This window comes from Paenibacillus sp. N3/727 (genome assembly GCF_022637315.1).
Lineage (GTDB): Bacteria > Bacillota > Bacilli > Paenibacillales > Paenibacillaceae > Paenibacillus_AQ > Paenibacillus_AQ uliginis.
In genome coordinates this window covers 2,611,831-2,637,603 of record NZ_CP093336.1, presented here as the reverse complement: position 1 = coordinate 2,637,603, position 25,773 = coordinate 2,611,831, and the positions used below count along the sequence as shown (strand labels likewise).

Below are 25,773 nucleotides of genomic sequence, written 5' to 3'. Positions count from 1 at the left end.
TACTTGCGTAGAAGATTGCGGAAACGCACCAAAAAGTTGTTACTTAAGGAATTCATCATAGCTTTAGCTACTAACGACATAAACTATATTTTTGAAAATATTACGGATCATGTGATCTGGAACGTTGTCGGTGATCAAGTCATTCAAGGGAAAGCTCATCTTACTAAGACGCTCCGTCACATGAACAAACTCATTACGCATGGTAGAAACGGCGCTGTCAGCGGAACTTTTATCACGGATATGAACAAAAGATACGCCTTTTGTCAGGTTTATACTTTCAGCAGTGCGGCCAAAAATGCAAAAATTAAAGAAATAACCTCGTATATTATTGAAGAGTCTTAAAGTTAACTACAAAAAAACCTTGCTGCGTTAAGCGTTAAGCAGCAAGGTTTTTGAATCTTCCATCATTCCAAAAGTTATTGTATTATTTATCCACAATCTTCAAGCGCTAAATTGAATTGCCAATGGATCCCGAATTTATCTTTCAGACTGCCATAGTATTTACTCCAAAATGTTTCTTGGAGCTCCATCTCTATCGTGCCGCCTTCTTTCAGTATATGAAATGCAGAATCAATCTCTTCCTTGTTATTGGTTACCACGGCAAGTGTTACGTTGTTCCCTTCAACAAATGGCATTCCGGGAAAAACATCTGAAAACATGACGTTGCTTCCACTAATGTTAAGCCGTGTGTGCATAATCAAATCTTTTGCTTCCTCTGGCAGGGGATACTCCGGGTTAGGTGGCGCCTCTCCAAAAGTCATCATGTTAGGTTTCTCCGTATTAAACGCTTGTGCATAAAACTCGACAGCTTCGCGACAGTTACCATTAAAGTTCAAATAAACATCAACCGACATGTCTCCACTCCTCTTAATTCAATATAAACAAATTTGAAATATACGCCTGAATCATAGTGTATCATTATAATGAACACACAATCAAAAAAACAAACTTTAACTTTAATATCATCCGCTAAATAGTAAGTGATTATTCATTTTAAAATGGCTTCATGCCTAAAGTGTCTATTTTCTCACTGGTTATATCTACACCCATTCGGCTTGTAATGTCGCGATAGTGCCCCGCACGTCGCTTGACAGGACTGCCTTCCGTCTCACCCATATTTGCTTCCAGTCCATTGAGAACCATAATGGTAATGCCGAAACCTGGTTGTCCAAGACCTTTGGCAAAATCTACTTTCGAGGGCTTCCATTTATTTATAATTACGTCGTGGGCCGATGGCTTTGGTGCTTGTGGCGTCATCCAGAATAAAATAGCGGTCATAAAGCCGACCCTTCCGTCTGCTGCCACAATTTCCGGCTTGCTCAGGAGCACGTTTTTGTCCCCATAAATAATGGAACTAAATAATCCATAGTTGAAGTTCCAACTAAGCATAATGGGTCCGCGCCCATAATAACGCTTATCTTTCACACCTGGATATAGGTCACTGCTTGCCGGATCAACGAAGGGGTCCATATTAACACCTGTCCGGCCTGCAATATTTTCATTCCAGAACAACCCCCACTTCAATTCTCCGCCAGGAGCGGTTGCCCAACCACCACCGGTCTCATGTGCTAGATTCGCCAGAAATGCGGCAAGCTCGCTCTTACGATCTTTCTTGAAACCTTCCTTTAAGAAAGTACCAAAATCGATGATAACGGTTTCAATTTCCTTCTTCCTATTTTCTACCGAGTTAAAATCGGATGAACGGGATATTAACGTCTCTATTCTTGCATCCTTGTCAAATCTATGAATTTCCTGAATACTGGTGGTACCTTTTCGGGTACTGATCTTCAATTTAATATTCGAGACTTCAGTTACGGCAGCGATCAGATTGTCATAAGAAAAGTAATCCAACTGGTTTTCTTTAAAATACTCCTTACCTTTAGCTACTTTGTGCCACTCTGGAGAGCCTAACCTATTCGGAAACAAATCCTCGTATTCCTTCTGAGGTAACAACGTTTTGACCGCATCTACGGCTTGGTCTGGCTCATAGTCAGGATCAATACCGTCCCATTCACTCTCAATTTCCTTGAGAGTAAGATAACGGTTTTCACCAACAACGAGTGTACTCCCCTCATAACTCCTTTCGATGGGTGTAATATCTACACTAATTGAAGCTTTCTGATCACTTGCGGCTATACTTTTGCTTTCTGCTGCAGTGACCGTTACTGGTATGGCCATTAAAACAGCCCCAAGCGATAAACAGACGGTTCGATGTAGCAGCTTGCTAGGTAACGGATAATTCCATTTAGACACAAGCATTCTCCTTTTTCACTTTAAATTGGATGTGATTTATATATTGTAAAAAATGTGAATTAATTGTATATAGTTCCAATTCCCTGAATACAAAATCAGTTTAAGCCTAGATATGACAAATAGTGAAGCTAAAGAACAACTCTATATATCTGATATCAAATTTTTTGTCTTCATATGGAGAAGAATTTCGTGAAATTATTCACTTTTGTAACATTTCGTTCATATTGCGTTCTTATTAGCATGATACACTTTCATTAAATACGATTATTGTTGAAGGAGCATGATCATGAAGAAGCTATATTACACTTCCTTTTTCTACGCTGTACTTGGTTTGATTGCTGGCATTTTTTATCGTGAGGTCACGAAGTATAGTGATTTCTCGGGTCCTACAGTATTAGTTGCACTTCATACCCATATTTTAATGTTAGGATTCTTTTTCTTTTTGATCGTATTGATCCTTGGCAAGCTGTTTCAAATTCATGAAGCGAAATCCTTCGGTGCCTGGTATATCGTGTATAACATTGGGGTGCTTATAACGATCGGGGCCATGACTACCCGGGGAATGCTACAAATCAATGGACAAGACATCAGCTATTTGCCACACATCGCTGGACTGGGTCATGCCATTCTGGGTGCCGGATTCATCTGGCTGCTTATACTACTTGGTAAACGAATTAAATAGAGTGTTAGGGGCCGCTTACGGAATTACTCCGGCGGTCCCTTTTTTTATTAACATCAATCTTCAGTATGTAAAGTCGGTATACAATATACCCGTTTCCATATAATGTATCTATGTTCTGGATTGGCACTATCTCTCAGTTAGATGTATAATCTTGCAAGTAGAGTAAGCTCGGATCTCCATTGCTGAATTTTGGAACTCCACAATGAGTTCATATATATTCCTTTTTTTCATTTCATGATATTATTAATTGGTTTGCAGAAATTATAGAGTACTAGGTTCGGATGGTGGAAGTAATATTATGATGTACACTGATTGGTTTTACTGGCTATTTGTTTTTGTGGCTGTTGCCACATATCACGTAATCCCACACCGTTTTAGGCCCTTAGTGCTTGTTACGGCGGGTATCACGTTCTATTATTATTATGCTGGTTCTTATGTTATATTGCTGCTCTTGGAAGCTATTATTGCCTTCGTGCTTATCCAGGCAGCTATTAAACGAACCAACCGCTGGATTTATCCGGCGGCTATTATCGGAGTCATTCTCGTTCTCGGATACTTTAAGTACAGCAATATGCTTGTGATGACCCTCAATGATTTATTAGGATTTTTACACAAACCCTTCTTACCAAAAGCAGAACAAATTGTTCTGCCGCTTGGTATATCCTATTTTACCTTTGAGTTAATTCACTATCTAGTTGAAAGAAAACGCGGAAACCTTCCTGAGCATAAGCCAGTGAGTTTTTTCTCGTTTCTCTTTTTCTTTCCGACGATGGTAGCAGGTCCGATCAAACAATTCCAAGTCTTCTATCCCCAATTGACGGCACGTTTTCAACTTGAACATCTTCTCGTAGGGGTTACACGCATTGGGATCGGCCTTTTTAAGAAGCTGGTACTTGCAGGGACAATTGATCTGTTAGCACAGCCTGTCTACTCTCAGGCAGGTATTGCCGGCGCAGATATAGAGACTCTTTGGATTTCACTTGTAGCCTACACTTTTGTCATCTATTTTGATTTTTCCGGCTACTCGGACGTCGCAATAGGTACTGCACGTTTATTCGGCATTGTCGTACCTGAGAACTTTCGATTTCCTTATCTCGCACGCAGTATCGCAGAGTTCTGGAACCGTTGGCATATCTCGCTAGGCTCCTGGCTGACCCGGTATATATATTTCCCGTTAGGTGGCAGTCGTGTGTCGGCGCCGCGTGTATATGTAAACCTGATGTGTACGATGGCTGTGTCAGGCTTGTGGCATGGTGCCGCATGGAACTTTGTCGTATGGGGCATGTTTCATGGCATCATGCTATGTATTCATCGGTTTTATTTGAAGCAAGTAAAGACCAAGCTGAAACCTGTGCCCAATTGGCTGAAGCCCGGTACAACGCTGCTGGCCATAGGAATTACTTTTTTCGGAGTAACTCTGAGTCGGGTATTCTTTGTTCTGCCGGTTGCTGATGGTTGGAATCTAATGTTAAGACTGTTTGGTCTGAGATGAGGCTCAGAGAGTGAGGAATGAAAGATGATGCGCAAGCTTCCTATAAAAAAACTGATTGTATTCATGGTGTTATTAGCTGTAATGGGGTTGATCGGAGTTACGATGTGGGCAGATACGGTCGTCGAAAAAGTACAGCAAGACGTTGCTGCACATGCAGAGAAAAACCTTCGGGTACCTGCTTTTGACTCCATCGTGTATACACCGATATGGATTGAATATTTAAAGGAGCAGCCAGACAACGGCAAGCCGGACATTGGCATGTTCGGTTCTTCCACCGTTTTTGGAACGACAGTAAAAGATGGCTGGAATACACCCTCCGGCATTTTACAGGTTCACCTCAATGACAAGCGTGTTCTTAATCTCGGATTGTCTGGTGGACGTCTTGTAGAAACGTACGCTATTATCGCATCCATGGTGGACGAAATAGATTATGTAATATATGAAATTAATTACGGAATATTATCCGTCACAGATAACGATCCGGGAGTAACGGTATATCCTGCACTCTTGAGCAAGCTGGATCAAAATATCCCACGGGGTTGGCTGGATGGATTTTCGAGGAAAGACAAACAATCCGTACCAAGCTCTATTCATGACTCGATGACAACTGGCGTATTGAATAATTGGACGCTATATCACGATCGGGATGTTCTCAGCTATCATTTTTTCAAGACGCGTACGTCCACGGAGAAAATACGCCGAGAGATTCAAAAGATACGGGACCAGAAAAAGGGAATTAAACCTACATATACCCCTTTGTTTAGCCCTTATGATAAGCTGAAAGCACATCAACAAGAAGGTATCGTTAAACACTTTACAGGCCTTTATAAATGGGATAAGCCCTTCGACAAAAACAACAGCTTCGGACTTTTCATGATGGGAAAAACACTCGATCTGCTTGATAATCATAATAAAAAAGCACTCTTCTTCACGGCTCCGTTAGACACGCAGCTCATAGCCGAACATGAAATGCTGAACTGGTCTGACTACGACACCGTTATGGGAGCTTATCAGGAATTAATTGAATCCCGTGGCTATCCGTTCATAGAATTCAATAAAGAAAAGACCAATCTTATTCCGCACAAGTACTATCATGACCCATCGCATCTTATTGATAAAGGTAGCAATATGTTCGGAGAAATCCTATATGAAAGGCTGAAGACCTTTGGAATTACAAACACGCAGTAAGGAACAGGAGCAACCCGAGATTATTTCGCTTGGTAAGCGTATTGCCCGCGTAATGCTTCTTGGTGTAATTACTGTTGCGGGTGCATTGGCGATTATGGCGGTTGTATTGGGCATTTTATTTTTCTCGGGTGAAACCAGCCAATTTATTTATATGAATTTTTAACAAAAAGAGAGCATCCCTCCAGTCTACGATTCTGAGGGATGCCTTTTCTATTCATCCAGAAATATTTCTTCAAGTGATGGTTCTTCCACCTCTACACGATAGACATCTACCTTACACTGATTAAATGCTCGAATCATCTCAGCAATCTTTTTCTCGTTATTTATGTTAAGGGTTACATAGGAATCTTTCATCTCTATATCTGTCCCAGCGGACTCCAGCCATTGATGCAATTTCACCTGTTCTGATTTAGAAATCGGAGAATGTTTGAGTTTAACTGTCATGGTTGAACGATAGAAAGATCTGAGTTCATCCATTGTGCCAATTTTAACAATCTGTCCTTCTTTCATAATCGCAATTCTTGTGCATATTTTCTCTACTTCATCGAGGTTATGAGACGTCATGAAAATGGTTTTCCCTCTTTTGTGTAGATGATCGATCAGCTTTTGGATGTGGATCGCGGATTCTGCATCCAGACCAGAGGTTGGTTCATCAAGGAAAATTAACTCAGGATCATGGATGATGGCTTGTGCAATACCAAGCTTCTTTTTCATACCGAATGAAAATTTAGCGGCTTTTTGATGAGCATGAGATTCCAAACCAACTAACTGTAAGACTTCCATACACCGTTCTTTGGCTTCCGGCTTTCCCGAAAGAGCTGATAGGAATTTTAAATGCTCCACCGCCGTTAAAGAGCCAAATAATGTGGAGTAATCAGGCATTACCCCAATCCTCTTCTTTACTTGATCATTTGGCCCTTTTATACCTAAAAGTAAGTATGTTCCAGAACTTGGTTGAATAATGCCAGTTAACATATTGATAAAAGTTGATTTACCGGCTCCGTTACGACCTAGAAAACCAAAGATTTCTCCTTGTTCCACGATAAGATCAATTCCATTTACGATCGGTACCGCTCCATACGATTTCTTTAGCTGCTTTGTTTCGATGGCGATCATCAGCACTCCCTCCTTTTGAAAATCAGATTGGCGATAAAGAGCATGATACCTGCTAAGAAAATAATCATCAAAAAGGAATAATTCTCTCGATTCAAATAGTAATAGGGGGTAATAAATTTCATCCAGCTCACCCATACATTAGACGTAACAGAAACCCAAAATCCAATGATAGGAAAGGATAATCCAACCATAATTCCAAGAAACATGGTAAACCCAGGCTTAGGAATGAGAACGGAAAGCAAGAGTGTTAAGGCTATTTGGTAGGTTAATAAACTCATTGTCTGAGAATAAATAAAAACATCAATCCTTTGTGCAAAGATGCTAGTAACCAAGAAGGAGATCGTCAGACAAATGAACCAAAATAGCCAAATACCGAAAAATTTTCCGAATATAATGGAAGTTCTGGACGTTCTTGTTACTAAAAATCGTATCGTGCGTTCGTGTATCTCTCTGTTTATGCTATCGTGTGACAGGCCCATTACAAATAATTGTCCAAATAGTAAGAGAAGGGTCAAAAGACCAACAGTATAGATATTTTCAGCTTCCCTTGCTGTAAGTTCAATCCCAGACATTAATAAATTCGAAAACTTGGCTGAATAATAGGAGGTAACTAAAAAAATTACTATAATCATAATCGATTTAATTCCCTTGAATAAGCTAATAAATTCTCTTTTACCGATGACATACATACTAGGTTTCTCCCTTCCTGTTTATGCGTCTAACACTATTATAGGATTTCTTTCTTAAGCCACAGGAAACTCCACCTTAATTATTCCTTATTTCTTAAATTTTCGGTAAACTCTTCCATCACTATTACCGCCACCGCAAAAAGACACAACAGTTCGAATCATTCTTCCAGTCAAAATGGATGAATGTTAGGAATAGCTGTGTCTTTACCAGTCTTAAGTAATTTTTATTATTTTCTTAATTAGATTCAATGTAAAATCCAGTTTAGCGCCATGGTCAGGAACATTTGTGCATTCCTTTCCGTCAAGACATTTCATCAAGGCGAACGAATTGCAGGTTTCTTGTCTGCAGTTGGTTTAGCACTTCTTCTAAAGCTTGCAGCATAAAATAAGGTGCATGTTGGTCCGCGCCTACAGTCTCACCGCTGTCATGAAGTAATACAACGGAGCCATCGGTGATTCCACCTAACAGTGTAGACTGCAGCCGGGTTTGACAGAACCGACTTCTCCAGTCCCCCCCCATAACCGACCAAAGAACGATTCGATACTGCTTGCGCCGGAAAAAATCAAATATATTGATTAATCCCCATGGTGGACGGTAATAGTTGGGTCTTGTTCCGACAATAGACTCTATAATGTCGGCTGATCGGTCCAGATGTTCTCGCCGAATGGTACTGGGCAGCATCAGCCAATTGGACGTATGACAATAATTGTGGATGCCAATCTGATGGCCTTCCCGATCTATTCTTCTAATTAGCTCGGGATACTGCTCCGCTTTCGATCCAAGCACGAAAAAAGTAGCCTTCACTTGATGCAGCTTTAATAAATCCAGCAATTTCGGCGTATATTGTGGATGTGGCCCATCATCAAAAGTGAAGGCCACCTGTTTTTTTACCGTTCCTTTTCGAAAGACACCAATGCCAGTTATTCGCGTAATCAAACTCGGAATAAACATGTAAAACGTGGTGATGCATAGTATCCCTCCTACCAGGTATATAAGCATGATTCCTCCTCCATATAACAAGGATAATGATAGTGAAGTAAATATATGTATTGCTTCTATGGAGAATGCCATACATCTTACTTCCATAAACGTGTACCTTATGCAGAGAATTTCTGACCAGGTGAGAATCGATTCTTCAATGAGGCCCGCGAATGAATTAGTAGCATCGGCACCAGTTGTTCGGTTCGCCGACCGATCCTTTGTCTCCCTTCCGGATGCATGGCCGATAGCAACAATCGAAGATAGATCGTGGTGATACGTTCAAAGACGCCGGGCTTTAAATTCTGTTGTTCAAAGCCAAGACCGTGTGTTAATCCCCGGTGGAGCAGTGTAATACCCAATAAAGCCTTGACCTGCCTGAACTCGGACTGCGATTCGAAGGCTTCATTGATTTGCTGCATTGATTTACGCAGCATACGAGCCGTTTGGAGTGCGGCACGATCTGATCCTTCGGACTGGATCAACTTCAGGATACTTCCATTGTCGAGGTGGAGTTCCCCCACCCACTCTCCCTTGTTAATGACAGTGGAGTCCTGGCATACAATGGCCTGTCCCCGGTGCTTTTTAAGCATCACGGTGCATATACCAAAACGCGACTTATGCGATACACGAAAATATGAAAGCAAAGCAAAAGTTTTTTCCCACATCATCCAAACGGATTGCACCGTGGTTTTGCCTAATTTGAAACTCAAATCACTCACTCCTCTAAAATGAATATTGTCTTCTCTGTTCATAATTGTATATATCAGAACTTTCTTTTTTCTTATCCGATTCTTACGAAAATCTTAAGTATTATTCGACTGCAATTCCTGTGCAAAAATAAAATCTGCTTCTGTAACAAGAATGTTGCTGTACTCTTCTGTTGACTTCTAAAAAAAAATCCCTACCTAGGTAGGGATTAAAGCAGTATTATTTTATTGATTTGTCGTATCTAAAGATTCTCCATACAGATGATTAATCCCGTTGTTGCGATCAACTTTCTTTTGGTATCGCTTTGGTTACCCCAGTCTGCTTGCGTCGTGTTGGGTCCAAAAAATTAACCCCCAGCACCCCTGCTAAGATCATGACCGCTCCGATAATGTAATAGTAACCAAGTTCCTCATGTAAAAACAGGACACCAGCTAACATCGAGATCAAGGTAGATAGATTGCTGAAAACACTCATTTTGGACGCCTCGATCCGGGATAAGGCGAAATTGGACAGCAGTGACGTAACTAGGGAAGATAGTACCCCAAGATATACGGTGGACAGTACAAATGATGAAGATGTAAACGGCTGAAAATACTCATGCATACTGCCGTTCCAAACATGCTTGAAAATGGACATCCCATTAAAGAAGATGAATCCGATCATCAGCATAACAAACGTCAGTTCGATCGGTTTGAATTTTTTCGTCAGCGGACGTGCCAATACACTGTAAACGGCCATGGATAATGCGGACAAAACTAGAAGCACCAAACCTTTAAAATTGGAAAGATCAAACGAAGTACCTTTCATCACGAAAATGTAAATCACTCCAGCGACGGAAAGTAAAACGGAGTATTTTTGCCAAACCGACGTATATTCCTTTAGAAAAACCCCTGCTAACAGCACTGTAAAAATCGGCGATAATGCTAGAATAATACCGGCTTCAGAAGAAGAGCTGCTCACAAGACCAAACACTTGAAGGCCGAAAAACAGCGCCGGATAAAATATCGCAAGAGGTAAAATGCTGACGGCGTCTTTGAGCCGGATATTAAGCTTCAACCAGCCGAACAGTACGGGAATTAAGACGACTATAAACGATATCGTAAATCGATGTGCCAGCGCATCGATAGGATCAGCCGATTCGAGAGCGATTTTAACAAACAGAAATGATAATCCAATAATAAGAGCATTTATACATGCAGCAGCATATGCTGGAATTTTTGATTTTACAGACACGAAAGACCACTCCTAATAAACAATGATTTGATAGCTTCATTTTATTGTGGAACAACCCCACGAACCAGTTTGCCGCGGGGCCTTCTACTCATGAGAATTATCCGTTTCTACCTTGTTTCACCCATTTCGCTACTTCAATCGTACGACGCGCTTGAAATTTCACAGCTTCCTTCACATCCTCTACCATATGCCCGTCCTTATCAACGGTTACACTCGTACCATACGGGTTACCACCTGCTGCAAATACGGATGGATCAGAATAGCCGGGCGCCGCTACGATCGCTCCCCAATGATACATCGACGTATAAAGAGACAAGATCGTAGCTTCTTGTCCGCCATGAGGATTCTGCGCAGAGGACATAGCACTTACTACTTTATTCGCTGTTTTGCCTTGGAACCAGAGACCACCTGTTGTGTCAAGGAACTGTTTCATTTGAGATGGCATATTTCCAAACCTAGCAGGCACGCTAAAGATAATAGCATCTGCCCATTCAATATCATGCAAAGACACTTCAGGGACATGCTCAGTTGCATCCACGTGGGCTTTCCAAGCGGGATTTTTTTCAATGATAGATGGCGGAGCAAGCTCCGGAACCTTTAATAATTTTGTATCTGCACCAGCTTCGAGCGCACCTTCTGTCGCCCATTGTGCCAATTGATAATTGGTTCCTCCTGAACTGTAATAGATTACCGCAAGTTTTACATTAGACATGTTTATCTCTCCTCAGCTTCATTTTTATAATTGTTTCTGTTGCCTGTTGCTTACAAGAATTATTATGATTGATTCATTCAATCCTGAGAAGTACGCACAATAATGTGGTATAGTATCCAAAAGGATACCGTTAAAGGAGGTAAGCCAGTTTGGATAATAGTAATGGCACTTGTACAGGAGCTTACTCTACGATAGATATCGTAACTGGAAAATGGAAGCCGAGGATATTGTATCGATTGGCGCAATCCGAATCCGTACGCTTTAATGAGTTAAAACGATTTATCCCTGAAATAACTCAAAAAATGTTGACATCTCACTTAAGAGAGCTTGAAAATCACGATATAATCCTTCGAGAAATATATCCGGAAGTACCGCCAAGAGTGGAATATTCTCTTACGGAATATGGACGAAGTTTCATACCGATTCTGGATTCGCTGCAGCAGTGGGGAACAAATCATTTATCTCACTTGGAGCAGGTCAATCATCAACAAGAGAAGAAAATCAACTGATAGAATCACAAAAGACACTAGCGCGATGCTAGTGTCTTTTGTATTGTCTTATCCATTTACTACTGCCCCAAATATCTTTCCTTCATGATGTTCAGATGATGCAGTTCATGTCCTGCTATGATATAAGCCAGAGCAGTTGTAGATGTAACCTTTTCGTTCGCAATTCCTTTTCTGACCCAAGACTCCTCCGGTAATCCTCTTACCAAAGCAAGGGTAGACTGCCTCACTGACATATATTCTTCTAGTAAATCCGTCATGCTGAGCTTGTCAAAGCCGGCATTCTCCACAAAAAAATTCTCGTTAAACCCGGCAAGAGGAGTTTGGTCTCCTCTTGCAAAACGCAGCAGCCGATAGCTCATAATCCGCTCTGTATCGATTATATGGCCGAATACTTCCTTCAGACTCCATTTACCTGGGGCATAGCGATGGTTGGCCTGAATATCAGAGATCGATGAAATCAGATCTTTCATGACCTTCTGCTGCTCTTCAATAATACTTACAAAATCCCCTTCCGGCACTAGTCCTACATAACCTCGATAATATTCTGGATAATCCTCATGTGAAGGCCGTTTTAACATCATATTTCCCCCTCTTTTCATATAAATTGTGGTAGCATCATGTTCTGAGAACTTGATTTGTTGGATCAATTATATTCCAAATTAACATCTTCTCATTTCAAAATCCACTTGAATTTTTCTCACCGCGTGCAGAGCCCAGCGCACGGTGTGGCGTTTCATACGCTTGATCTAGATGACTAACGCCTGAATGGGCTGTTCCAATGATCGAGCATGATGTGATTAGTAATTTTGTATGTTATACAACATTGGACAAGCAAAATGTCTGAACCTACTAATATTGTTGTAGATTCTACAACAATACCTCCTGGAAAGAGGCAAATAACGATTCTCTATCCCTATTGTTGTACTATATACAACAATCCGTCCTTTGCCACTATATCACGGGATATTGTTGTACTTTGTACAACATTTACTGCTGAAACCAGATGGTTTATATGAATAGTCACATCCTATACATGTGTAAGAAGCTTTTTTAAAAACTGATGTGTCTTAAATCATAAGAACTACTACAATTGGTCAAGCCCTATGCTTTGAGAGAGCCACCCACGTTGGCTGCTATCTACTCACGAGAGTTTCAGAAATCACGATCAAGCTTCACATTCAGCTATCACGTCCCATCAATCACGTTTCACCATCATAAAAAAAGATACGAGCCTATAGAAGGTCGTATCTTTGTCTTAGTAGCGAAGAACCTCTCAATACAAATGATATTCCTGCTTCAACTGCTCAAATCCGCGGCTTTCCTCACGGAATTTCTCCAGCAGAGCCGGGACATCTACGGACTCATTGCGATACATGTTGTCTCCCCCCAGGAGATCAATAAAAGGTCTTGACCCTTCCTTAAGCGGCGGCAAAAATGAGAAGTCTTCGAAGTTATGCTTAATCGTATACATCAGTTGGACGCCTGTTTCCAATGGTTTAAGACTCCGGTTGTCCGTGATGTGAAGTTGTACGCCATGACACAGCTCACCCTGAAACTTGGAAAATGTAGGTTTGAAATACACTGGCCGAAACATAACGCCCGGCAGCTGCTTTCCGTTCATCTCATCAGCAAGTTTCTCAGCGTTTATGAACGGAGCTCCGATCATTTCAAATGGAGCGGTAGTTCCTCTTCCTTCCGACAGATTGCTCCCTTCGAATAAACATGTACCCGGATAGAGCAGTGCCGAATCGAACCGGGGAATTCCCATGGACGGCATGATCCACGGACGCCCTGTATCCGGGAACAGCATATTCCGATCCCAGCCATCACACTTCACCACATGCAGCTTACCATTCCAGTTCATCTGTTCGTTCGCCATCACTGCTATTTCGCCTGCCGTCAAGCCATAACGGACCGCGAGTGGATAATTGCCCACAAACGATTGATAGCCGTCTTTTAAAATATTCCCTTCGACGGTCACACCATCCAGCGGGTTGATCCGGTCCAAGACGACAATTTCCTTACCTGCTTTCGCGCAATCCTCCAGCGCATACAGCATCGTATAAATAAAGGTATAATACCGTGTACCAACATCCTGGATATCATACACGACCATATCTACTTCATCCAGCATTTCCTGAGTAAGTCGCTTTGAGTCTTTTCGATATAAGCTGTGTACCGGTACGCCTGTAAGCGGATCAAGGTATGTATCAACCATGGCCCCTGCGGCCTGATCACCGCGTACACCGTGTTCGGGCGAGAACATGGCTACGAGATTATAATTTTCATGCAGTATTTGTATCGTGGATACAAAGTTTTTATTAATGCCAGTAGGTGATGTGATCAGGCCCAGCCTCTTCCCTGTAAACAGATGGGCTTCCTCTTGAATACGATCTATACCGTTTCGGATCATAACTACTTCCCCCACTCATGTGTTATTTGCAAAAAATGACCATAACAAGTTCCTTGTTACAGTCATTTTGCTATGGCTAGAGTTCGTTTTTAAGGACACGCTTGTTTTCTTCCGGAATCATGAACGTTTCCGCGTATTCTTGTCTCGCTTCAATCCCGCGCACCCGTGCCAAATGTTTGTAGTATTCCAGATAAGGGAACGACTTACTGCCTGTAACGAACCAGTGCTGGGACACAGCTTTTACCCACAGATCAAAAGCTTCCTTGGAGAAGTCCACATACACATACGGTTTGTAGTCAACCGCATCCTCCCAGTTCTCCGCATAATACAATTTGGATGCAAAAAATGCAGGAAGCTCACGCTCGAATGAAGGAAGTCCGGCATAAAAACGGGCGTCATTGACGATCCGGTGCGTAGTCATATGGTCTTTATGCATGCTGTTCTTCCAGTGGGTAATAATTACGTTCGGACGCACTCTACGGATGACGTCACACACGGCCCAACGGTTCTCATCATCGTCCTTCAGCTCACCGTCAGGCGTGTCAAATACGATAGCTTCTCCACCCAGCATTTCAGCAAAAGCGTTCGCTTCCCGTACTTTCTGCTCCCGGTATTCCGCCATATCCTGACCGGCAGGAACGCCGCGCTCCCCCGCCGTCAAAGCTAGGGTTACGATATGATCTCCCTTTAGGGAATGATGTGCCAATACACCACCTGCTGTAAGCTCCGCATCACCGACATGTCCGCCGATGGCGAGCACCGTTATCTTCTGATCACTCATCGTTAAAACTCCCTTCGCATGACTGAGAATTGTTTGACGGTTTGAAAACCTGCCTTCTCGTAAATCCGGATAGCTGGATTTGTACTTCCGGTATAAAGAGACATATAATCGGTCCCGATATTTTTGAATGCCTCGCACAACTTAAAGAACAGAATACTTCCCAGGCCATGTCCTTCATGATCACGGTGAACGCCGATACCTGAGAAATAACCGCGCCCGTTATCCTGGCGGATGACTGGTCCCGCAAATCCAACAACCTTGCCGTGATGCTCAGCAATAACTACAGGCACTCCGTCCGAGGTAGACTGTGCGATCTCCTTTTGCCATAAAGGATTATCAAATCCTTGCAGCATTTCAGCCACTCCGTAATGTTTATTCGGATCAAACAATTCAACATAATATCCGTGTTCAGCCGCCTTATCTTCCTTGGACTTACTTTGTTCTGGAAAGATGAACTCGGCCAAATTCAAATACATAGCACATTCTCTGGCACGCTCTATGTACCCCTGACGCACGAGAAACGCATACAACGAACTATCAACCGGTACACCCGGAGCGTTATTGTGCTCGTGCTGCGGTGTATTCGGTATGTACCATGGCAGCATCATCGGGTTGAAGAACAGTACATCCGACTGCTTCTTGCCACATTGTCTAAACCGGTTCTCCACAGCGTCCAACATCTGCTTATAATGATCATCTGTTTTAACATCATCTGACAGCACGATGCATGTGATATATCCTGCGACATTTCCAAGCGGCAGGTCGTCTCCTGTGCATCCGCAGGCAAATCCTTTGACCTGATCGGATACCAGCCACACAAACGTATTCTTAGGGTCAAAATATGGACTAGACAGAAAAATATGATCGAAGCTTTGTTCCGTCAGCTCCTTGTAACCATCTTTCACTGCTTCTACATTCCATAAATCAATAACGGCATCAGTATATTCATGTTTCCAAGACTCCAACATGTTGATGTACACCTCACCATCTGGCAGATTATTTCCGCAAGATTAGAGCCGTCTGGGCTCCTAAGTCAATACGAGCGTTGATTGGCAGATCAGATGTCGAATCATCGGCAAGCATAAAAGAATGCAATCTATATAAGATGAGCCAATGGTTGTGCCGTAGATTTCGGCATAGGCAAGAAACTGTATGCCTCTTGCTGCAACTACGAAGAAGATTGGCGTCTATTCTGCCCTTTTGAGCAATGGCCCTCCAAGTATTCATCGTTGTTGTTGTCATGACAAATTAGATTCGTGTATCCCGAATTAGCCTTTTACCGCTCCTACCGTTACACCCTCCAGGAAGTACTTTTGCAAGCTAAAGAAGAGAATAAACATAGGAAGTGCGGAAATGGTGGCACCCGCCATCATCGGCGCGAAATACGTTGTATTCGCGAATCTAAAGTTTTTAAGTCCTACCTGAATCGTCTGCATATCCATGGTGTTCGTTACCAGGAAAGGCCAGAAGAATGTATTCCAGTTGTCCATGAATGTGAGAATGGCCATAACGGCCAACACCGTTTTGGATAATGGCAAAACGATTTTGAAATAGATCTGAAATTGGTTGCATCCTTCAATTTTTGCACACTCCAATACCTCTGAAGGAATACTTCCCATAAACTGCTTAGCCAGAAATATATTATATACCGTAACTAGTCCAGGAACGATCATTGCGGTATACGTATTCTGAATTTGAAACGTGTTTACAATCAGGATGTAAAGAGGCACCTGTGTTACTTGATAAGGAATCATCATCGAAACCAGCAGGACGGAGAACAGGACAGCTCTGCCCTTAAAGCGGATTTTGGAAAATGCATATCCTGCAAGACTCGCAAAAAACACGTTGGAAACCATTATTGTCGTTGCTACAATCAATGAGTTGATCATCCAACGCACCGAATGTTCACTAAAATCGAAAAAGAATTTATAGGAATCAAGCGATATTTTAGTTGGGAAGAGGGAGTAGTTCATTGCCCCGGCTTCCACCGGATCCCCGAAAGAAGAAATTAACATAAAATAAATTGGAAACAGCGTAGCTAAAGCAAAAAGCACTAGAATTGTCATGATCACCGCATTACGGGTCTTCCTACGCACAGGTTTACCTGTGTGACTGTTGTATAACGCCATATCGGTGCCCTCCTCTCCTTAATATTCCACTTCTTTGCCCAGGAATTTAAATTGAACGAATGAAATCGAAGCAATAATGAAGGCCAGAACGAGAGATTGCGCTGCTGCCTTGCCGAATTCAAAATATTTGAAAGCGTTATTGAAAATGAGCAAGCCTACCATCGTAGTCGCATTATCCGGACCACCGCCCGTCATCAGATACGCGTTCTGGAATACCTGGAAGGAACCGATGACACCCGTTACTAGCAAAAATAAAGTAGTTGGTTTCAGACACGGAATAACGATGTACCACAGTTTTTTCAGAAAAGAAGCTCCATCCAGTTCTGCGGCTTCATAATAACTTTCATCAATGCCGAGTAAAGCAGCCAAATAAATAATAATACTCGTTCCATGACTGGACAGCCATGACATTAATACGAGAGAGAACATAGCAGTAGAGCTAGATCCCAGCCAGTTGCTGTTGCTTATCCCGAACACACTGAGCAGCTGGTTAAAAATACCTGACGGCATCGGATCAAAAATCCAAAGCCATACAACGGAAAGAGCTACACCGGACGCTACGGCCGGAAGATAATAAATAGCCTTGAATATGCTCTGCGTTTTTTTTCTTAACGGAAGAATCAAAATAGCCACGGAAAAGGATATGAACAAACCGACCGGCACCGTAAGCACCGTATATTTAACCGTGTTGTAAATTGATTTCCAGAACAGACTGTCAGAGAATGTGGCTATATAATTCTCGAAGCCGATGTATTCTGAACCAAGCGGTTTGTATTTTTGAAAACTGATAATAAACGCATTTACGACGGGATACGCAGTAAACATCGCAAATACAACGAGTGCAACAGCGATAAAGGCATAACCGTAGCCGCTGTCTCCTTTGATCCGACGTCTTTTGATTGGTTTAGCGAGTTGTGTCATCATGCGAAGCTCCTTTCACTGCTCGGTTCAAGCATATACCGGATAGCCGCATGACTTAGACAAGCGGCTATCCGATTTAACCTATTAGTCTTTTACAATTCCGTCTTCACCAAAGGCTTTAACGGCTCCTTCTTTCACAGCATCGTACATTTGTTCAGGCGTAATTTCTCCAGCAATTAATGCTTGCAGTTTCGGAATAATGACCTCATCTTCCAATTTGATTCCTTTTGCACCCAGATCGGTTGGAATATCAGTACGTGCAGGTGTAGCATGAGAAAGCAATGTTTCAACAGCTGCTACGTTATCCGGGTTTCTATCGATTTTCATATCCTTCGCAGCTTCTCTGCCGCTCTTGGTGATATGTGCTGCAAATATGTCGTTGTTCGTATTAGCTGATACTTCACCACTAGCGAGGAAGTAAGCCGCTTTTACGACATTGGCTTTATGCTCCGCCGTAGGCTCATTCTTGCCTCGGAAAGCTACATAACCGTCAACCGCAACGCTTGATGATTGTTCTTGACCCGCAAAGGTTGGAACAGGCAGAACGATATACTCCACAGGGATACTTCCTGACACAGCACTACCATCATTTGCTTTAATTTTCTCATTGTTTTGGTTGGCGTTATTTTCAAAAGTGGCAAGACCTTTACCCGTAATCATCGTTTGACCTGTCAAGAACATGTTCCAACGTTTACCAGCATCTACAGAGCTAAGCTCTTTCGGCATGGAACCGTCGTCGATCATTTGACGGATAGCTTTCAGCACTTCCAGGAAGTTCTTGCTCGTGTAAGCATACTTCAGATCTTTATCAAAGGCGTGCGGAATGCCCGCATTTTTAATCAGAATGGTCAGATAGTCTCTGGAAGCAACACCAGCGGTTGCAAATACGAAGCCGTAACGGGATGTCTTATCCCCTTCTTTTACAACACCCTTTTTGATCTGTTCACGGAATTCTTCGTAAGTCCATCCTTCTTTTTGTACTTTTTTATAGTCGATACCGGCATCCTCCAGGAACTGTTTGTTACCGCCAATGGCGTGAACTTCCATGTAAGCCGGTAATCCATAAAGACTGCTGCCCATTTTCATATATTCCAATGGAGCCGCATCAAAGTCTTCAATCATTTCCTTGGTTGCTGAATCCGTGATGTCCATCAGCATGCCTTGCTCAACGTATTTGGAAAGACCGCCAGAAGGGATGAATGCGATATCCGGTGGGCTACCTGCGTTAACCTGAGTATCGAGCTTCTGAGTCATATCTTCCCAACTGGCAGGCTCGATTTTCAAAGTCAGGTTTGGATACATGGCAGTAAAGTCTTTTTCCAATTGTGTGAATCTATCCTGAAAATTACCAGATACTGGTGGGATAAGGGCTGTGATTGTATCTTTAGCTTCGGTTTTTGTGCCTCCATCCGTCGTTCCTGGATTTTGTGCATCTTTGTTATCAGTTCCACTTCCACTTCCACCGCCACAAGCTGATAATGCTAAGGTTAAAGCGAGAACCGGTGCTAATATACGCATCTTCTTTTTCATTTACTCACAAACCTCCCTTAAGAATATACAATCTTTTTCACATCACTTTTGTAATAGTGCGAATGCTTTTTTCAGACTGCCTTCGCTTTCATCCAGCGCTTGTTCTGCCTTCTCTGCATCTAAACCGGTTTTGATCATCATAATGGCTAATTTGCAGCTCATGGAAGCGCTTTCCAAATAACTAATAGCTGTCTTATCGTCTACCCCCGTAGCTGCCTTAATGATACGAACTGAGCGGTCATACAATTTGATATTGCTTGCTTTAAGGTCAACCATAAGGTTGTTGTATGTCTTCCCAAGCTTTACCATCGTACAGGTTGTGAGCATGTTGAGAACCAGCTTTGTTGCCGTGCCTGCCTTCAATCGGGTAGATCCCATGATGACTTCGGGTCCAACAACCGGCGCGATACATACGTCGCATACGGGCTCAACCCTTGAATTCTTGTTATTGACTACACCGATTGTGGCCGCTCCAATCTCTCCTGCCTTCTTCAAACCGGCAATGACAAATTGTGCACTTCCACTTGCTGTGATCCCGATAACAACATCCCTGTCCGTTACGCCGCAACGTTCAATTAATGCGATTCCCTCCTCTGCATTGTCTTCATAACCTTCAACTGCTAGCCTCAGTGCCACATCGCCTCCGGCAATATGCCCCTGCACCAGCAACGGGTCAGTACCAAAAGTAGGAGGACATTCCGAAGCATCAAGCACACCTAGTCTCCCGGAAGTTCCGGCCCCTATGTAAAACATTCTACCGCCATTTTTAAGCACACGGTGTAAAATATCAACCGCTTTCATAATTTGCGGTATTTCTGCTGCTACGGCGTCCGGAACCTTGGAATCCTGCTCATTCATTAGACGCAGCATTTGTTCCGTTGTACATTCATCGATCATCTGAGTCTTCTCATTAATCTCTTCTGTCGTCAATCCCGCCAGATACTCATCCATGGCCATCCCCCTATCCCAGTTATTTGAATTTCTTAATTGCATCTTAACGAGAAATTTCATTTTGGTCAATAGTTTCTGAAATAAAATTTTATAATAAAATATAACACTGGTTTTTTATTTTGATATTTCATATAAAAAGACACCGGCTTTTATGCTGAAATCACCGGTGTCTTTTATGACTACTTTCGATGCTTACTCGATATAATATTGTGCGTCTTGGTTAAATATTTCTTTACGTTTCTGTATTCGGCACTTGCTACACCGGCAAATAAAATATCAATAACGGTAAGCATGGCGATCCGTGATCCCATGGCACCGCTCCGTATCGTTAGCTCCGGAGTAGAAATACTCAGTACAATATTAGCCTTCTCGGCTAATTCACTCTTATTGTACTTAGTTATGGCAATAATTGTGGCTCCTGTTTTCTTGGCGATATCGAGCGAATCAAGAATATCCACGGTATCCCCGGAATTAGATATAAAGATAGCAACATCATTTTTTTCAAGCAGTGTTGCTGCTGTAAGTTGACTATGCCCATCCGTATAGGCATGACACATTTTGTTAATACGGGAAAACTTCTGTTCTGCGTCTATTCCGACCAGACCAGAAGCGCCGATACCAAAAAATACAATACGCTTACATTGACGAAGCACTTTTACCGCACGATCTATCGCGTCTTTATTAATAACACTCATCGTATCTTCAATGGATTTGATGTTGTTCCGCGAAATATTCGAAATAATTGTGGTCAGATCATCGCCTGGCTGAATATCGGTATACTGATGCCTCTGTTCCTCATCCATTGAACCTAGCGATGCCGAAATGCTCACGATAAAGCTGCGATACCCCGTGTACCCCATGGTTTTACAAAACCGCAGTACCGATGCATCACTTGTCTTCGTTAGTTGGGCAAGGCTCTTAATCGAAAGATGAGGGATTTCCTCCAAATTTTCCAATATATACTCCGCAAGCATTTTCTCCACAGGTGTCAAGCTGTCTTTCATATCCCGAATCTTAATCAAAATATTATCGTTGATTGACATATGATTTCCCTACTCATCCTATAGTCTATAAAAACAAAAACCAAATTCTACTCTCTTACAAATCAAAAATCAATATCATCATAAGCTCAATTACAGCAAATTATAATATGAATATATCAGCTTCACGATGAACTATCAATCTCCAATTCCGAAATTTTATTTCACAAAAAACAAATCATTTTGAAAATTTAATTCTATTTTATATTGCAGCGCTTTCAAAAGCAATGCTATAATAGCAGCAAAAATGAGTGCATATTTACAAAATCACAATGTATCGAAGGGTGGAAAAAGAAAATGAGTAAAAAATTGAAAATTGCAATAATCGGATCAGGCAGCACGTACACCCCGGAACTGATTGAAGGTATGATTAAGCGTAAAGATGTATTACCGATAGATGAACTCGTACTTATGGATATTGATGCAAGGAAACTAGAAACGGTAGGCAAGCTTTGTGAACGTATGATTCAAGCAGAGCAGATTCCTTGCCGGGTCATTATGACACAGGACTTGGATGAAGCGCTGCTGGATGCTGACTTTGTGCTTGGACAGATCCGTGTTGGCAAACTGCCGGCCAGGGTGCTGGATGAGACCATTCCTCTGAAGTATGGATTGATCGGACAGGAAACATGCGGTATTGGCGGATTTTTCAAAGCTATGCGCACGATCCCAGTCATGCTTCATATTACAGAACGAATGAAAGAGCTGTGCCCTGATGCGTGGCTAATCAATTTCTCTAACCCAGCCGGAATAATAACAGAAGCTCTGCTCAATCACTCCGAGGTAAAAATGCTGGGACTCTGCAATGTGCCGTTCAACATGTTTAAGAGCATCCGCGAGACATTAAAGCTGGATCAGCCAAATTTTACTTATGTAGGACTTAATCATCTAAGCTGGATTACAGCCATAGAACAAGACGGAACAGACTATTTGAAATCCGCGCTTGATATGGGTCTGAACAGTGAAGCTATGAAAAACATACCTTCTAGCGGATTCAGCAAAGAGCTTGTCCAGATGGTTGGGGCCATCCCTTCTTCCTATCTGGAGTATTACTACTTCAAGGAGAAGAAATATAAACTTCTTAAAGAGAGCGAAATTACACGAGGCGAGAAATGTATGCAGATTGAGGAAGAGCTGCTGGGCATCTATTCTGATTCCGAATTGCATAGTAAACCAGAACTTTTATCCTCACGTGGAGGTGCGAACTATTCCGAAGTAGCGATCAGCTTAGTGGATGCCATCTATAACGATAAGCAAGAGGTTCATGTCGTAAACCTACTAAACAACGGTGCTTTGGATTTCATGAAAGACTCCGACGCTGTTGAAATGTGTGCGGTTATTGGTAAAGATGGCGCGAAACCGATCCCTGTGCCTGATTTCAACAATGAACATATTATCGATTATATGAGAATGGTAAAAGCTTATGAGCGTGAGACTGTAGCTGCAGCGGTTAACGGCAGCGAAGATGCCGCTATGCGCGCACTGCTGATGAATCCGCTCGTTGGTGACTATGACGCTGCATTTAACTGTTTTCAAGAACTGAAAGAAGCGCATAAGGAATATCTCCCGCAATTTTATACGAAAGAAAAGATGTCGTGATGAACAAAAAATACATTATTGGCGTTGATGGCGGGAACAGCAAGACGGACTACTTTTTGTTTGATCTTCAAGGAAACTTTGTGGATCATATCAACACTGGAACATGCAGTCATGAACAGTTCCCTGACGCTTATATTAGTTCGTTCCGGATCATGAATGAGAATATTCAGCAGTTACTGAATCGAAATCATTTATCCATGGATCACATTGCAGCAGGCGCATTTGGTTTGGCAGGGGCAGACGTTCCCACACAGAAAGACAATTTAAATAAAGTAATAGAACAAATCGGATTCACTCATTATGCCATGGACAATGACTCTTTTCTAGGCGTAAAAGCCGGCAGTGAAAAAGGTTTCGGCATATGCTCCATCAATGGCTCAGGCACGGTTACCGGTGGAATTTCTCCAAGCGGCAGCCGCCTGCAGGTCGGAGGCGTTGGCAGTGAGTTATCGGGTGATGAAGCTGGAGGATATTTCTTGGCAAGAAAGGTGCTTCGTACGGTATACGATTCCTTTTATCGCATGGGGCCGAAGACCTCAATGACGGAACCTGTTATGAGCCTGCTTCAAATACCGGGTAAAGACTACTTTATTGAGTACGGCACGGATGGAGTCTTAAAGCGGACCTTACCAAATACCAAGCTGATGCAAATCATGTTCTCTGCGGCAGATCATGGAGATCAGGCTGCGCTTGATATCATTGATCATACCGCCAGACAGCTAGCGCATTCGACAGTAGGTTGTATGCATAATCTGGATTTCGGTATAGAAGTTGATATCGTGCTGGCCGGCTCCGTTTGGGTTAAAGCAGAAAGCCCTCTGCTGCTCGAGAAGTACAAAAGCTATGTGGCCACATTAACCGAGCATCAATGCAACTATATTCTTTTGCAGGTCCCGCCTGCTACAGGTGCTGTATTATGGGCTATGGAACTTGCATATGGACACCCTGTTGATACAGATACCCGGGCGCGAATCATTGAGTCAGTAGAAAATATTCATAAGAAGGACCCTTCACCAGCGTGAGATAAAATCATCAACAATATGGATATGTCACCTTTGGCATAAATTCATACAATCCAAAAACAAAAGACGGTTTCTATGGGTGATCTCCCATAGAAACCGTTTTTTTCCTTCATAAGAGAACGAATCATAACGAACCATAAAAAAATCTCCTCGTAAGCTGAACCTTTCTCATTGAAGAAACAGTCAGTCCATTATGTAATCAGTATGATATCACCTGTCCCCGTAAATCTTCACACTCTATCATAAATTCCTTCTCCTCCATTGAAGAACCTAACTTTGGGTAATCGTACAGCATCCCTTCATAGACAGTTTCAAATGCCGGATGTATGAGGAAATCATTAGGTGTGATCAAGGCAGAAGGCCTGTTCCATAAGTCAAGTTCTATCACTCTTAATGCTTCCGCCACGAACTGTGAACAAAAGTAGGCGTTTTTAGGCGCGAAGTTGATTTTCATAGTGAGAAATAGTAATCCTACAAGATTGTATTTATACGCTTCTTTATTTCGATTAAAGTATTGAATTAACCGCTTCAATTCTATGCGTTGCTGAGCAGATACATTTAACCGCAGCACTACGCATCGAGTCTCTGGGAAATAGCGGTATACCCCTTCATAGATATCTTCTTCCACAAACCCTGCGGACCAAGGATTAGTAGCACACTTTCGCCCAAAGCTGTAAACCTCCCGAAGCCCCTTGTCCAGAGCCAGTGAAGCATGATTATAAGGCGCTGAAGTATATCTCTTGATCATTCTCGTGAACATCGTACCGGTATCGGTCAATAGAACATATATATTATCTTGATGAATCATTTTCAATCCCCCAACTCATTTAAATACCATATCATTATTTTATTCGGGACACATCACTTCCAAAACCGACCGTAGGACAGTATTGAAACTGGACTTAAGTCTTGTTCTATGAATATTTTTGTGGGTCTGATCTCGAAAAATGTAGATACATAATGACAAATGTCGTATACAATAGTTGATAGGATCTAAAAATACATTTATTAGGAGTATATATATGATTCATCCAAATGCTGTGCTTCACGAAAGTGTAGTCTTGGGAATCGGTGTTGAGATCGGCCCCTTCTCTGTCATTGACGAAAATGTGGTCATTGGCGACTTCTGCAAGATCGAGTCACATGTTCGAATACACAGTCATACAACCCTGGGAAAGCATAATCATATTTATCATAGCGCAGCTATTGGCACAGACCCGCAGCATATAACACCCGATATGGTACCGACATATTTAACGATCGGTGACCATAACATCATTCGTGAGTATGTCACTCTTTCACGCGGTTCATTAAAAGGTGGACCATATACCACGATCGGTGATCATAACTTGATTATGTCCTATGCGCACATCGGTCACGATTGCTTGGTTGGCAATCACACCATCATTTCCAGCGGAGTATTGGTCGCAGGTCATGTTGAAATCGAAGATTATGTCGTGATTGGTGGGGCTGCTGTCATTCAACAGTTCAGCAAGATCGGACGTAATGCTATGGTAGGTGGAAGCAGTGGTGTAAACCAGGATGTGGTACCTTTCTCTCTCGTTAGCGGTACCCCCATCAGATACGGTGGTCTAAATGTTGTTGGTCTTAGAAGGGCCGGTCTATCCTCTGAAAAATTGAAGGAAATCAAGACGATCCACTCCATTCTTCTTCGTAAAGGTCTAAGCCTGGAGACAGCAACCAAGACCATTGAGGAAATGCCTCCTTCTGAATATGTTATGAATACGCTTAACTTTCTGAACAAATCAACTAGACCATTGTGCAGACGAGCGAAGTGATTCCATTACATGTTGTAAAGGAGA

Annotated in this window: 27 protein-coding genes; 9 read left to right on the top strand and 18 right to left on the bottom strand. The window is 42.3% G+C overall.

The features are described 5' to 3' along the window. Nucleotides 1-3 precede the first annotated feature (3 nt). The gene (locus tag MNQ98_RS11965; RefSeq protein ID WP_241933364.1) at nucleotides 4-342 is read left to right on the top strand and encodes a hypothetical protein; all 339 of its coding nucleotides are present in this window, start codon (nucleotides 4-6) and stop codon (nucleotides 340-342) included. Nucleotides 343-428: 86 nt separating this feature from the next. Here the strand turns inward: MNQ98_RS11965 and MNQ98_RS11960 are convergent, their stop codons facing one another. Beyond that, a complete protein-coding gene (locus MNQ98_RS11960; protein WP_208914388.1) occupies nucleotides 429-854 on the bottom strand; it encodes a VOC family protein in 426 nt (141 codons plus the stop codon). Nucleotides 855-993: 139 nt separating this feature from the next. Further along, nucleotides 994-2,253 (bottom strand): chitinase, encoded by a 1,260-nt coding sequence (locus tag MNQ98_RS11955; RefSeq protein ID WP_241933363.1) that lies wholly within the window; start codon nucleotides 2,251-2,253, stop codon nucleotides 994-996. Nucleotides 2,254-2,539: 286 nt separating this feature from the next. Here MNQ98_RS11955 and MNQ98_RS11950 point away from each other — a divergent pair, with 286 nt between their 5' ends. From MNQ98_RS11950 to MNQ98_RS11935, 4 genes are all read left to right on the top strand, one after another. Further along, the gene (locus tag MNQ98_RS11950; RefSeq protein WP_241933362.1) at nucleotides 2,540-2,935 is read left to right on the top strand and encodes a DUF2871 domain-containing protein; all 396 of its coding nucleotides are present in this window, start codon (nucleotides 2,540-2,542) and stop codon (nucleotides 2,933-2,935) included. Between the two features lie 298 nt (nucleotides 2,936-3,233). Beyond that, nucleotides 3,234-4,427, top strand: a complete 1,194-nt coding sequence (locus tag MNQ98_RS11945; RefSeq protein WP_241933361.1) for an MBOAT family O-acyltransferase — start codon at nucleotides 3,234-3,236, stop codon at nucleotides 4,425-4,427. 24 nt (nucleotides 4,428-4,451) lie between these two features. Next, nucleotides 4,452-5,615 carry a hypothetical protein gene (locus tag MNQ98_RS11940; RefSeq protein ID WP_241933360.1) on the top strand — a complete coding sequence of 388 codons (1,164 nt, stop codon included), beginning with the start codon at nucleotides 4,452-4,454 and terminating at the stop codon, nucleotides 5,613-5,615. Continuing rightward, a complete protein-coding gene (locus tag MNQ98_RS11935; protein WP_241933359.1) occupies nucleotides 5,593-5,778 on the top strand; it encodes a hypothetical protein in 186 nt (61 codons plus the stop codon). The genes MNQ98_RS11940 and MNQ98_RS11935 overlap by 23 nt, the downstream gene beginning before the upstream one ends. A gap of 47 nt (nucleotides 5,779-5,825) precedes the next feature. Here the strand turns inward: MNQ98_RS11935 and MNQ98_RS11930 are convergent, their stop codons facing one another. The 6 genes from MNQ98_RS11930 to wrbA form a co-directional block, all read right to left on the bottom strand. Further along, nucleotides 5,826-6,731: an ABC transporter ATP-binding protein gene (locus tag MNQ98_RS11930; RefSeq protein ID WP_241933358.1), complete on the bottom strand. Its 906-nt coding sequence runs from the start codon at nucleotides 6,729-6,731 to the stop codon at nucleotides 5,826-5,828. Further along, nucleotides 6,731-7,420 carry an ABC transporter permease gene (locus MNQ98_RS11925; protein ID WP_241933357.1) on the bottom strand — a complete coding sequence of 230 codons (690 nt, stop codon included), beginning with the start codon at nucleotides 7,418-7,420 and terminating at the stop codon, nucleotides 6,731-6,733. Before MNQ98_RS11925 ends, MNQ98_RS11930 begins: the two co-directional genes overlap by 1 nt. A 301-nt stretch (nucleotides 7,421-7,721) precedes the next feature. Further along, nucleotides 7,722-8,420 (bottom strand): polysaccharide deacetylase family protein, encoded by a 699-nt coding sequence (locus MNQ98_RS11920; RefSeq protein WP_241933356.1) that lies wholly within the window; start codon nucleotides 8,418-8,420, stop codon nucleotides 7,722-7,724. 98 nt (nucleotides 8,421-8,518) lie between these two features. Further along, entirely contained in the window at nucleotides 8,519-9,070 is a 552-nt protein-coding gene (locus MNQ98_RS11915) for a YkoP family protein (RefSeq protein ID WP_241933911.1), read from the bottom strand. A 322-nt stretch (nucleotides 9,071-9,392) separates the two neighbouring features. Continuing rightward, nucleotides 9,393-10,343 carry a DMT family transporter gene (locus tag MNQ98_RS11910; RefSeq protein ID WP_241933355.1) on the bottom strand — a complete coding sequence of 317 codons (951 nt, stop codon included), beginning with the start codon at nucleotides 10,341-10,343 and terminating at the stop codon, nucleotides 9,393-9,395. Nucleotides 10,344-10,440: 97 nt separating this feature from the next. After that, nucleotides 10,441-11,055 (bottom strand): NAD(P)H:quinone oxidoreductase, encoded by a 615-nt coding sequence (wrbA, locus tag MNQ98_RS11905; protein WP_241933354.1) that lies wholly within the window; start codon nucleotides 11,053-11,055, stop codon nucleotides 10,441-10,443. A gap of 149 nt (nucleotides 11,056-11,204) precedes the next feature. On the opposite strand from wrbA, the gene MNQ98_RS11900 reads away from it, so the two are divergent. Continuing rightward, on the top strand, nucleotides 11,205-11,564 hold the full coding sequence (locus tag MNQ98_RS11900) for a winged helix-turn-helix transcriptional regulator (RefSeq protein ID WP_241933353.1): 360 nt from the start codon (nucleotides 11,205-11,207) through the stop codon (nucleotides 11,562-11,564). 59 nt (nucleotides 11,565-11,623) lie between these two features. Here the strand turns inward: MNQ98_RS11900 and MNQ98_RS11895 are convergent, their stop codons facing one another. The 9 genes from MNQ98_RS11895 to MNQ98_RS11855 all read right to left on the bottom strand — a co-directional run bounded on the left by MNQ98_RS11895 (nucleotide 11,624) and on the right by MNQ98_RS11855 (nucleotide 21,332). Further along, nucleotides 11,624-12,142, bottom strand: coding sequence for a DinB family protein (locus tag MNQ98_RS11895; RefSeq protein ID WP_241933910.1), 519 nt, complete (start codon nucleotides 12,140-12,142; stop codon nucleotides 11,624-11,626). Nucleotides 12,143-12,837: 695 nt separating this feature from the next. Beyond that, complete coding sequence (locus tag MNQ98_RS11890) at nucleotides 12,838-13,977, bottom strand: exo-beta-N-acetylmuramidase NamZ family protein (protein ID WP_241933352.1); 1,140 nt, start codon at nucleotides 13,975-13,977, stop codon at nucleotides 12,838-12,840. A gap of 76 nt (nucleotides 13,978-14,053) precedes the next feature. Continuing rightward, a complete protein-coding gene (locus tag MNQ98_RS11885; RefSeq protein WP_241933351.1) occupies nucleotides 14,054-14,758 on the bottom strand; it encodes a PIG-L deacetylase family protein in 705 nt (234 codons plus the stop codon). Between the two features lie 2 nt (nucleotides 14,759-14,760). Then, nucleotides 14,761-15,726, bottom strand: a complete 966-nt coding sequence (locus MNQ98_RS11880; RefSeq protein WP_241933350.1) for a GNAT family N-acetyltransferase — start codon at nucleotides 15,724-15,726, stop codon at nucleotides 14,761-14,763. 300 nt (nucleotides 15,727-16,026) lie between these two features. After that, nucleotides 16,027-16,887 carry a carbohydrate ABC transporter permease gene (locus MNQ98_RS11875; RefSeq protein ID WP_241933349.1) on the bottom strand — a complete coding sequence of 287 codons (861 nt, stop codon included), beginning with the start codon at nucleotides 16,885-16,887 and terminating at the stop codon, nucleotides 16,027-16,029. An 18-nt stretch (nucleotides 16,888-16,905) separates the two neighbouring features. Beyond that, complete coding sequence (locus tag MNQ98_RS11870) at nucleotides 16,906-17,808, bottom strand: carbohydrate ABC transporter permease (protein WP_241933909.1); 903 nt, start codon at nucleotides 17,806-17,808, stop codon at nucleotides 16,906-16,908. 84 nt (nucleotides 17,809-17,892) lie between these two features. Then, the gene (locus tag MNQ98_RS11865) at nucleotides 17,893-19,338 is read right to left on the bottom strand and encodes an ABC transporter substrate-binding protein (RefSeq protein WP_241933348.1); all 1,446 of its coding nucleotides are present in this window, start codon (nucleotides 19,336-19,338) and stop codon (nucleotides 17,893-17,895) included. 42 nt (nucleotides 19,339-19,380) lie between these two features. Beyond that, nucleotides 19,381-20,289, bottom strand: coding sequence for an N-acetylmuramic acid 6-phosphate etherase (gene murQ / locus MNQ98_RS11860; protein ID WP_241933347.1), 909 nt, complete (start codon nucleotides 20,287-20,289; stop codon nucleotides 19,381-19,383). Nucleotides 20,290-20,468: 179 nt separating this feature from the next. Next, nucleotides 20,469-21,332, bottom strand: coding sequence for a MurR/RpiR family transcriptional regulator (locus MNQ98_RS11855; protein WP_208914403.1), 864 nt, complete (start codon nucleotides 21,330-21,332; stop codon nucleotides 20,469-20,471). Nucleotides 21,333-21,626: 294 nt separating this feature from the next. Here MNQ98_RS11855 and MNQ98_RS11850 point away from each other — a divergent pair, with 294 nt between their 5' ends. After that, nucleotides 21,627-22,928, top strand: a complete 1,302-nt coding sequence (locus MNQ98_RS11850; protein WP_241933346.1) for a 6-phospho-beta-glucosidase — start codon at nucleotides 21,627-21,629, stop codon at nucleotides 22,926-22,928. Continuing rightward, a complete protein-coding gene (locus tag MNQ98_RS11845) occupies nucleotides 22,928-23,950 on the top strand; it encodes an N-acetylglucosamine kinase (RefSeq protein WP_241933345.1) in 1,023 nt (340 codons plus the stop codon). The genes MNQ98_RS11850 and MNQ98_RS11845 overlap by 1 nt, the downstream gene beginning before the upstream one ends. A gap of 199 nt (nucleotides 23,951-24,149) precedes the next feature. Here MNQ98_RS11845 and MNQ98_RS11840 read toward each other — a convergent pair whose 3' ends face one another. Then, nucleotides 24,150-24,758 carry a C40 family peptidase gene (locus MNQ98_RS11840; RefSeq protein ID WP_241933344.1) on the bottom strand — a complete coding sequence of 203 codons (609 nt, stop codon included), beginning with the start codon at nucleotides 24,756-24,758 and terminating at the stop codon, nucleotides 24,150-24,152. A 214-nt stretch (nucleotides 24,759-24,972) separates the two neighbouring features. On the opposite strand from MNQ98_RS11840, the gene lpxA reads away from it, so the two are divergent. Next, nucleotides 24,973-25,749 (top strand): acyl-ACP--UDP-N-acetylglucosamine O-acyltransferase, encoded by a 777-nt coding sequence (gene lpxA, locus MNQ98_RS11835; RefSeq protein WP_241933343.1) that lies wholly within the window; start codon nucleotides 24,973-24,975, stop codon nucleotides 25,747-25,749. Nucleotides 25,750-25,773 lie beyond the last annotated feature (24 nt).

Excerpts from the sequence above, each read along its gene's own strand:
- MNQ98_RS11960 (WP_208914388.1), bottom strand. The coding sequence starts at position 854 with ATGTCGGTTGATGTTTATTTGAACTTTAATGGTAACTGTCGCGAAGCT.
- MNQ98_RS11950 (WP_241933362.1), top strand. The coding sequence starts at position 2,540 with ATGAAGAAGCTATATTACACTTCCTTTTTCTACGCTGTACTTGGTTTG.
- MNQ98_RS11945 (WP_241933361.1), top strand. The coding sequence starts at position 3,234 with ATGATGTACACTGATTGGTTTTACTGGCTATTTGTTTTTGTGGCTGTT.
- MNQ98_RS11940 (WP_241933360.1), top strand. The coding sequence starts at position 4,452 with ATGATGCGCAAGCTTCCTATAAAAAAACTGATTGTATTCATGGTGTTA.
- MNQ98_RS11930 (WP_241933358.1), bottom strand. The coding sequence starts at position 6,731 with ATGATCGCCATCGAAACAAAGCAGCTAAAGAAATCGTATGGAGCGGTA.
- MNQ98_RS11925 (WP_241933357.1), bottom strand. The coding sequence starts at position 7,420 with ATGTATGTCATCGGTAAAAGAGAATTTATTAGCTTATTCAAGGGAATT.
- MNQ98_RS11920 (WP_241933356.1), bottom strand. The coding sequence starts at position 8,420 with ATGCTTATATACCTGGTAGGAGGGATACTATGCATCACCACGTTTTAC.
- MNQ98_RS11915 (WP_241933911.1), bottom strand. The coding sequence starts at position 9,070 with ATGATGTGGGAAAAAACTTTTGCTTTGCTTTCATATTTTCGTGTATCG.
- wrbA (WP_241933354.1), bottom strand. The coding sequence starts at position 11,055 with ATGTCTAATGTAAAACTTGCGGTAATCTATTACAGTTCAGGAGGAACC.
- MNQ98_RS11895 (WP_241933910.1), bottom strand. The coding sequence starts at position 12,142 with ATGTTAAAACGGCCTTCACATGAGGATTATCCAGAATATTATCGAGGT.
- MNQ98_RS11890 (WP_241933352.1), bottom strand. The coding sequence starts at position 13,977 with ATGATCCGAAACGGTATAGATCGTATTCAAGAGGAAGCCCATCTGTTT.
- MNQ98_RS11885 (WP_241933351.1), bottom strand. The coding sequence starts at position 14,758 with ATGAGTGATCAGAAGATAACGGTGCTCGCCATCGGCGGACATGTCGGT.
- MNQ98_RS11880 (WP_241933350.1), bottom strand. The coding sequence starts at position 15,726 with ATGTTGGAGTCTTGGAAACATGAATATACTGATGCCGTTATTGATTTA.
- MNQ98_RS11875 (WP_241933349.1), bottom strand. The coding sequence starts at position 16,887 with ATGGCGTTATACAACAGTCACACAGGTAAACCTGTGCGTAGGAAGACC.
- MNQ98_RS11870 (WP_241933909.1), bottom strand. The coding sequence starts at position 17,808 with ATGACACAACTCGCTAAACCAATCAAAAGACGTCGGATCAAAGGAGAC.
- MNQ98_RS11865 (WP_241933348.1), bottom strand. The coding sequence starts at position 19,338 with ATGAAAAAGAAGATGCGTATATTAGCACCGGTTCTCGCTTTAACCTTA.
- murQ (WP_241933347.1), bottom strand. The coding sequence starts at position 20,289 with ATGGATGAGTATCTGGCGGGATTGACGACAGAAGAGATTAATGAGAAG.
- MNQ98_RS11855 (WP_208914403.1), bottom strand. The coding sequence starts at position 21,332 with ATGTCAATCAACGATAATATTTTGATTAAGATTCGGGATATGAAAGAC.
- MNQ98_RS11850 (WP_241933346.1), top strand. The coding sequence starts at position 21,627 with ATGAGTAAAAAATTGAAAATTGCAATAATCGGATCAGGCAGCACGTAC.
- MNQ98_RS11845 (WP_241933345.1), top strand. The coding sequence starts at position 22,928 with ATGAACAAAAAATACATTATTGGCGTTGATGGCGGGAACAGCAAGACG.
- MNQ98_RS11840 (WP_241933344.1), bottom strand. The coding sequence starts at position 24,758 with ATGATTCATCAAGATAATATATATGTTCTATTGACCGATACCGGTACG.
- lpxA (WP_241933343.1), top strand. The coding sequence starts at position 24,973 with ATGATTCATCCAAATGCTGTGCTTCACGAAAGTGTAGTCTTGGGAATC.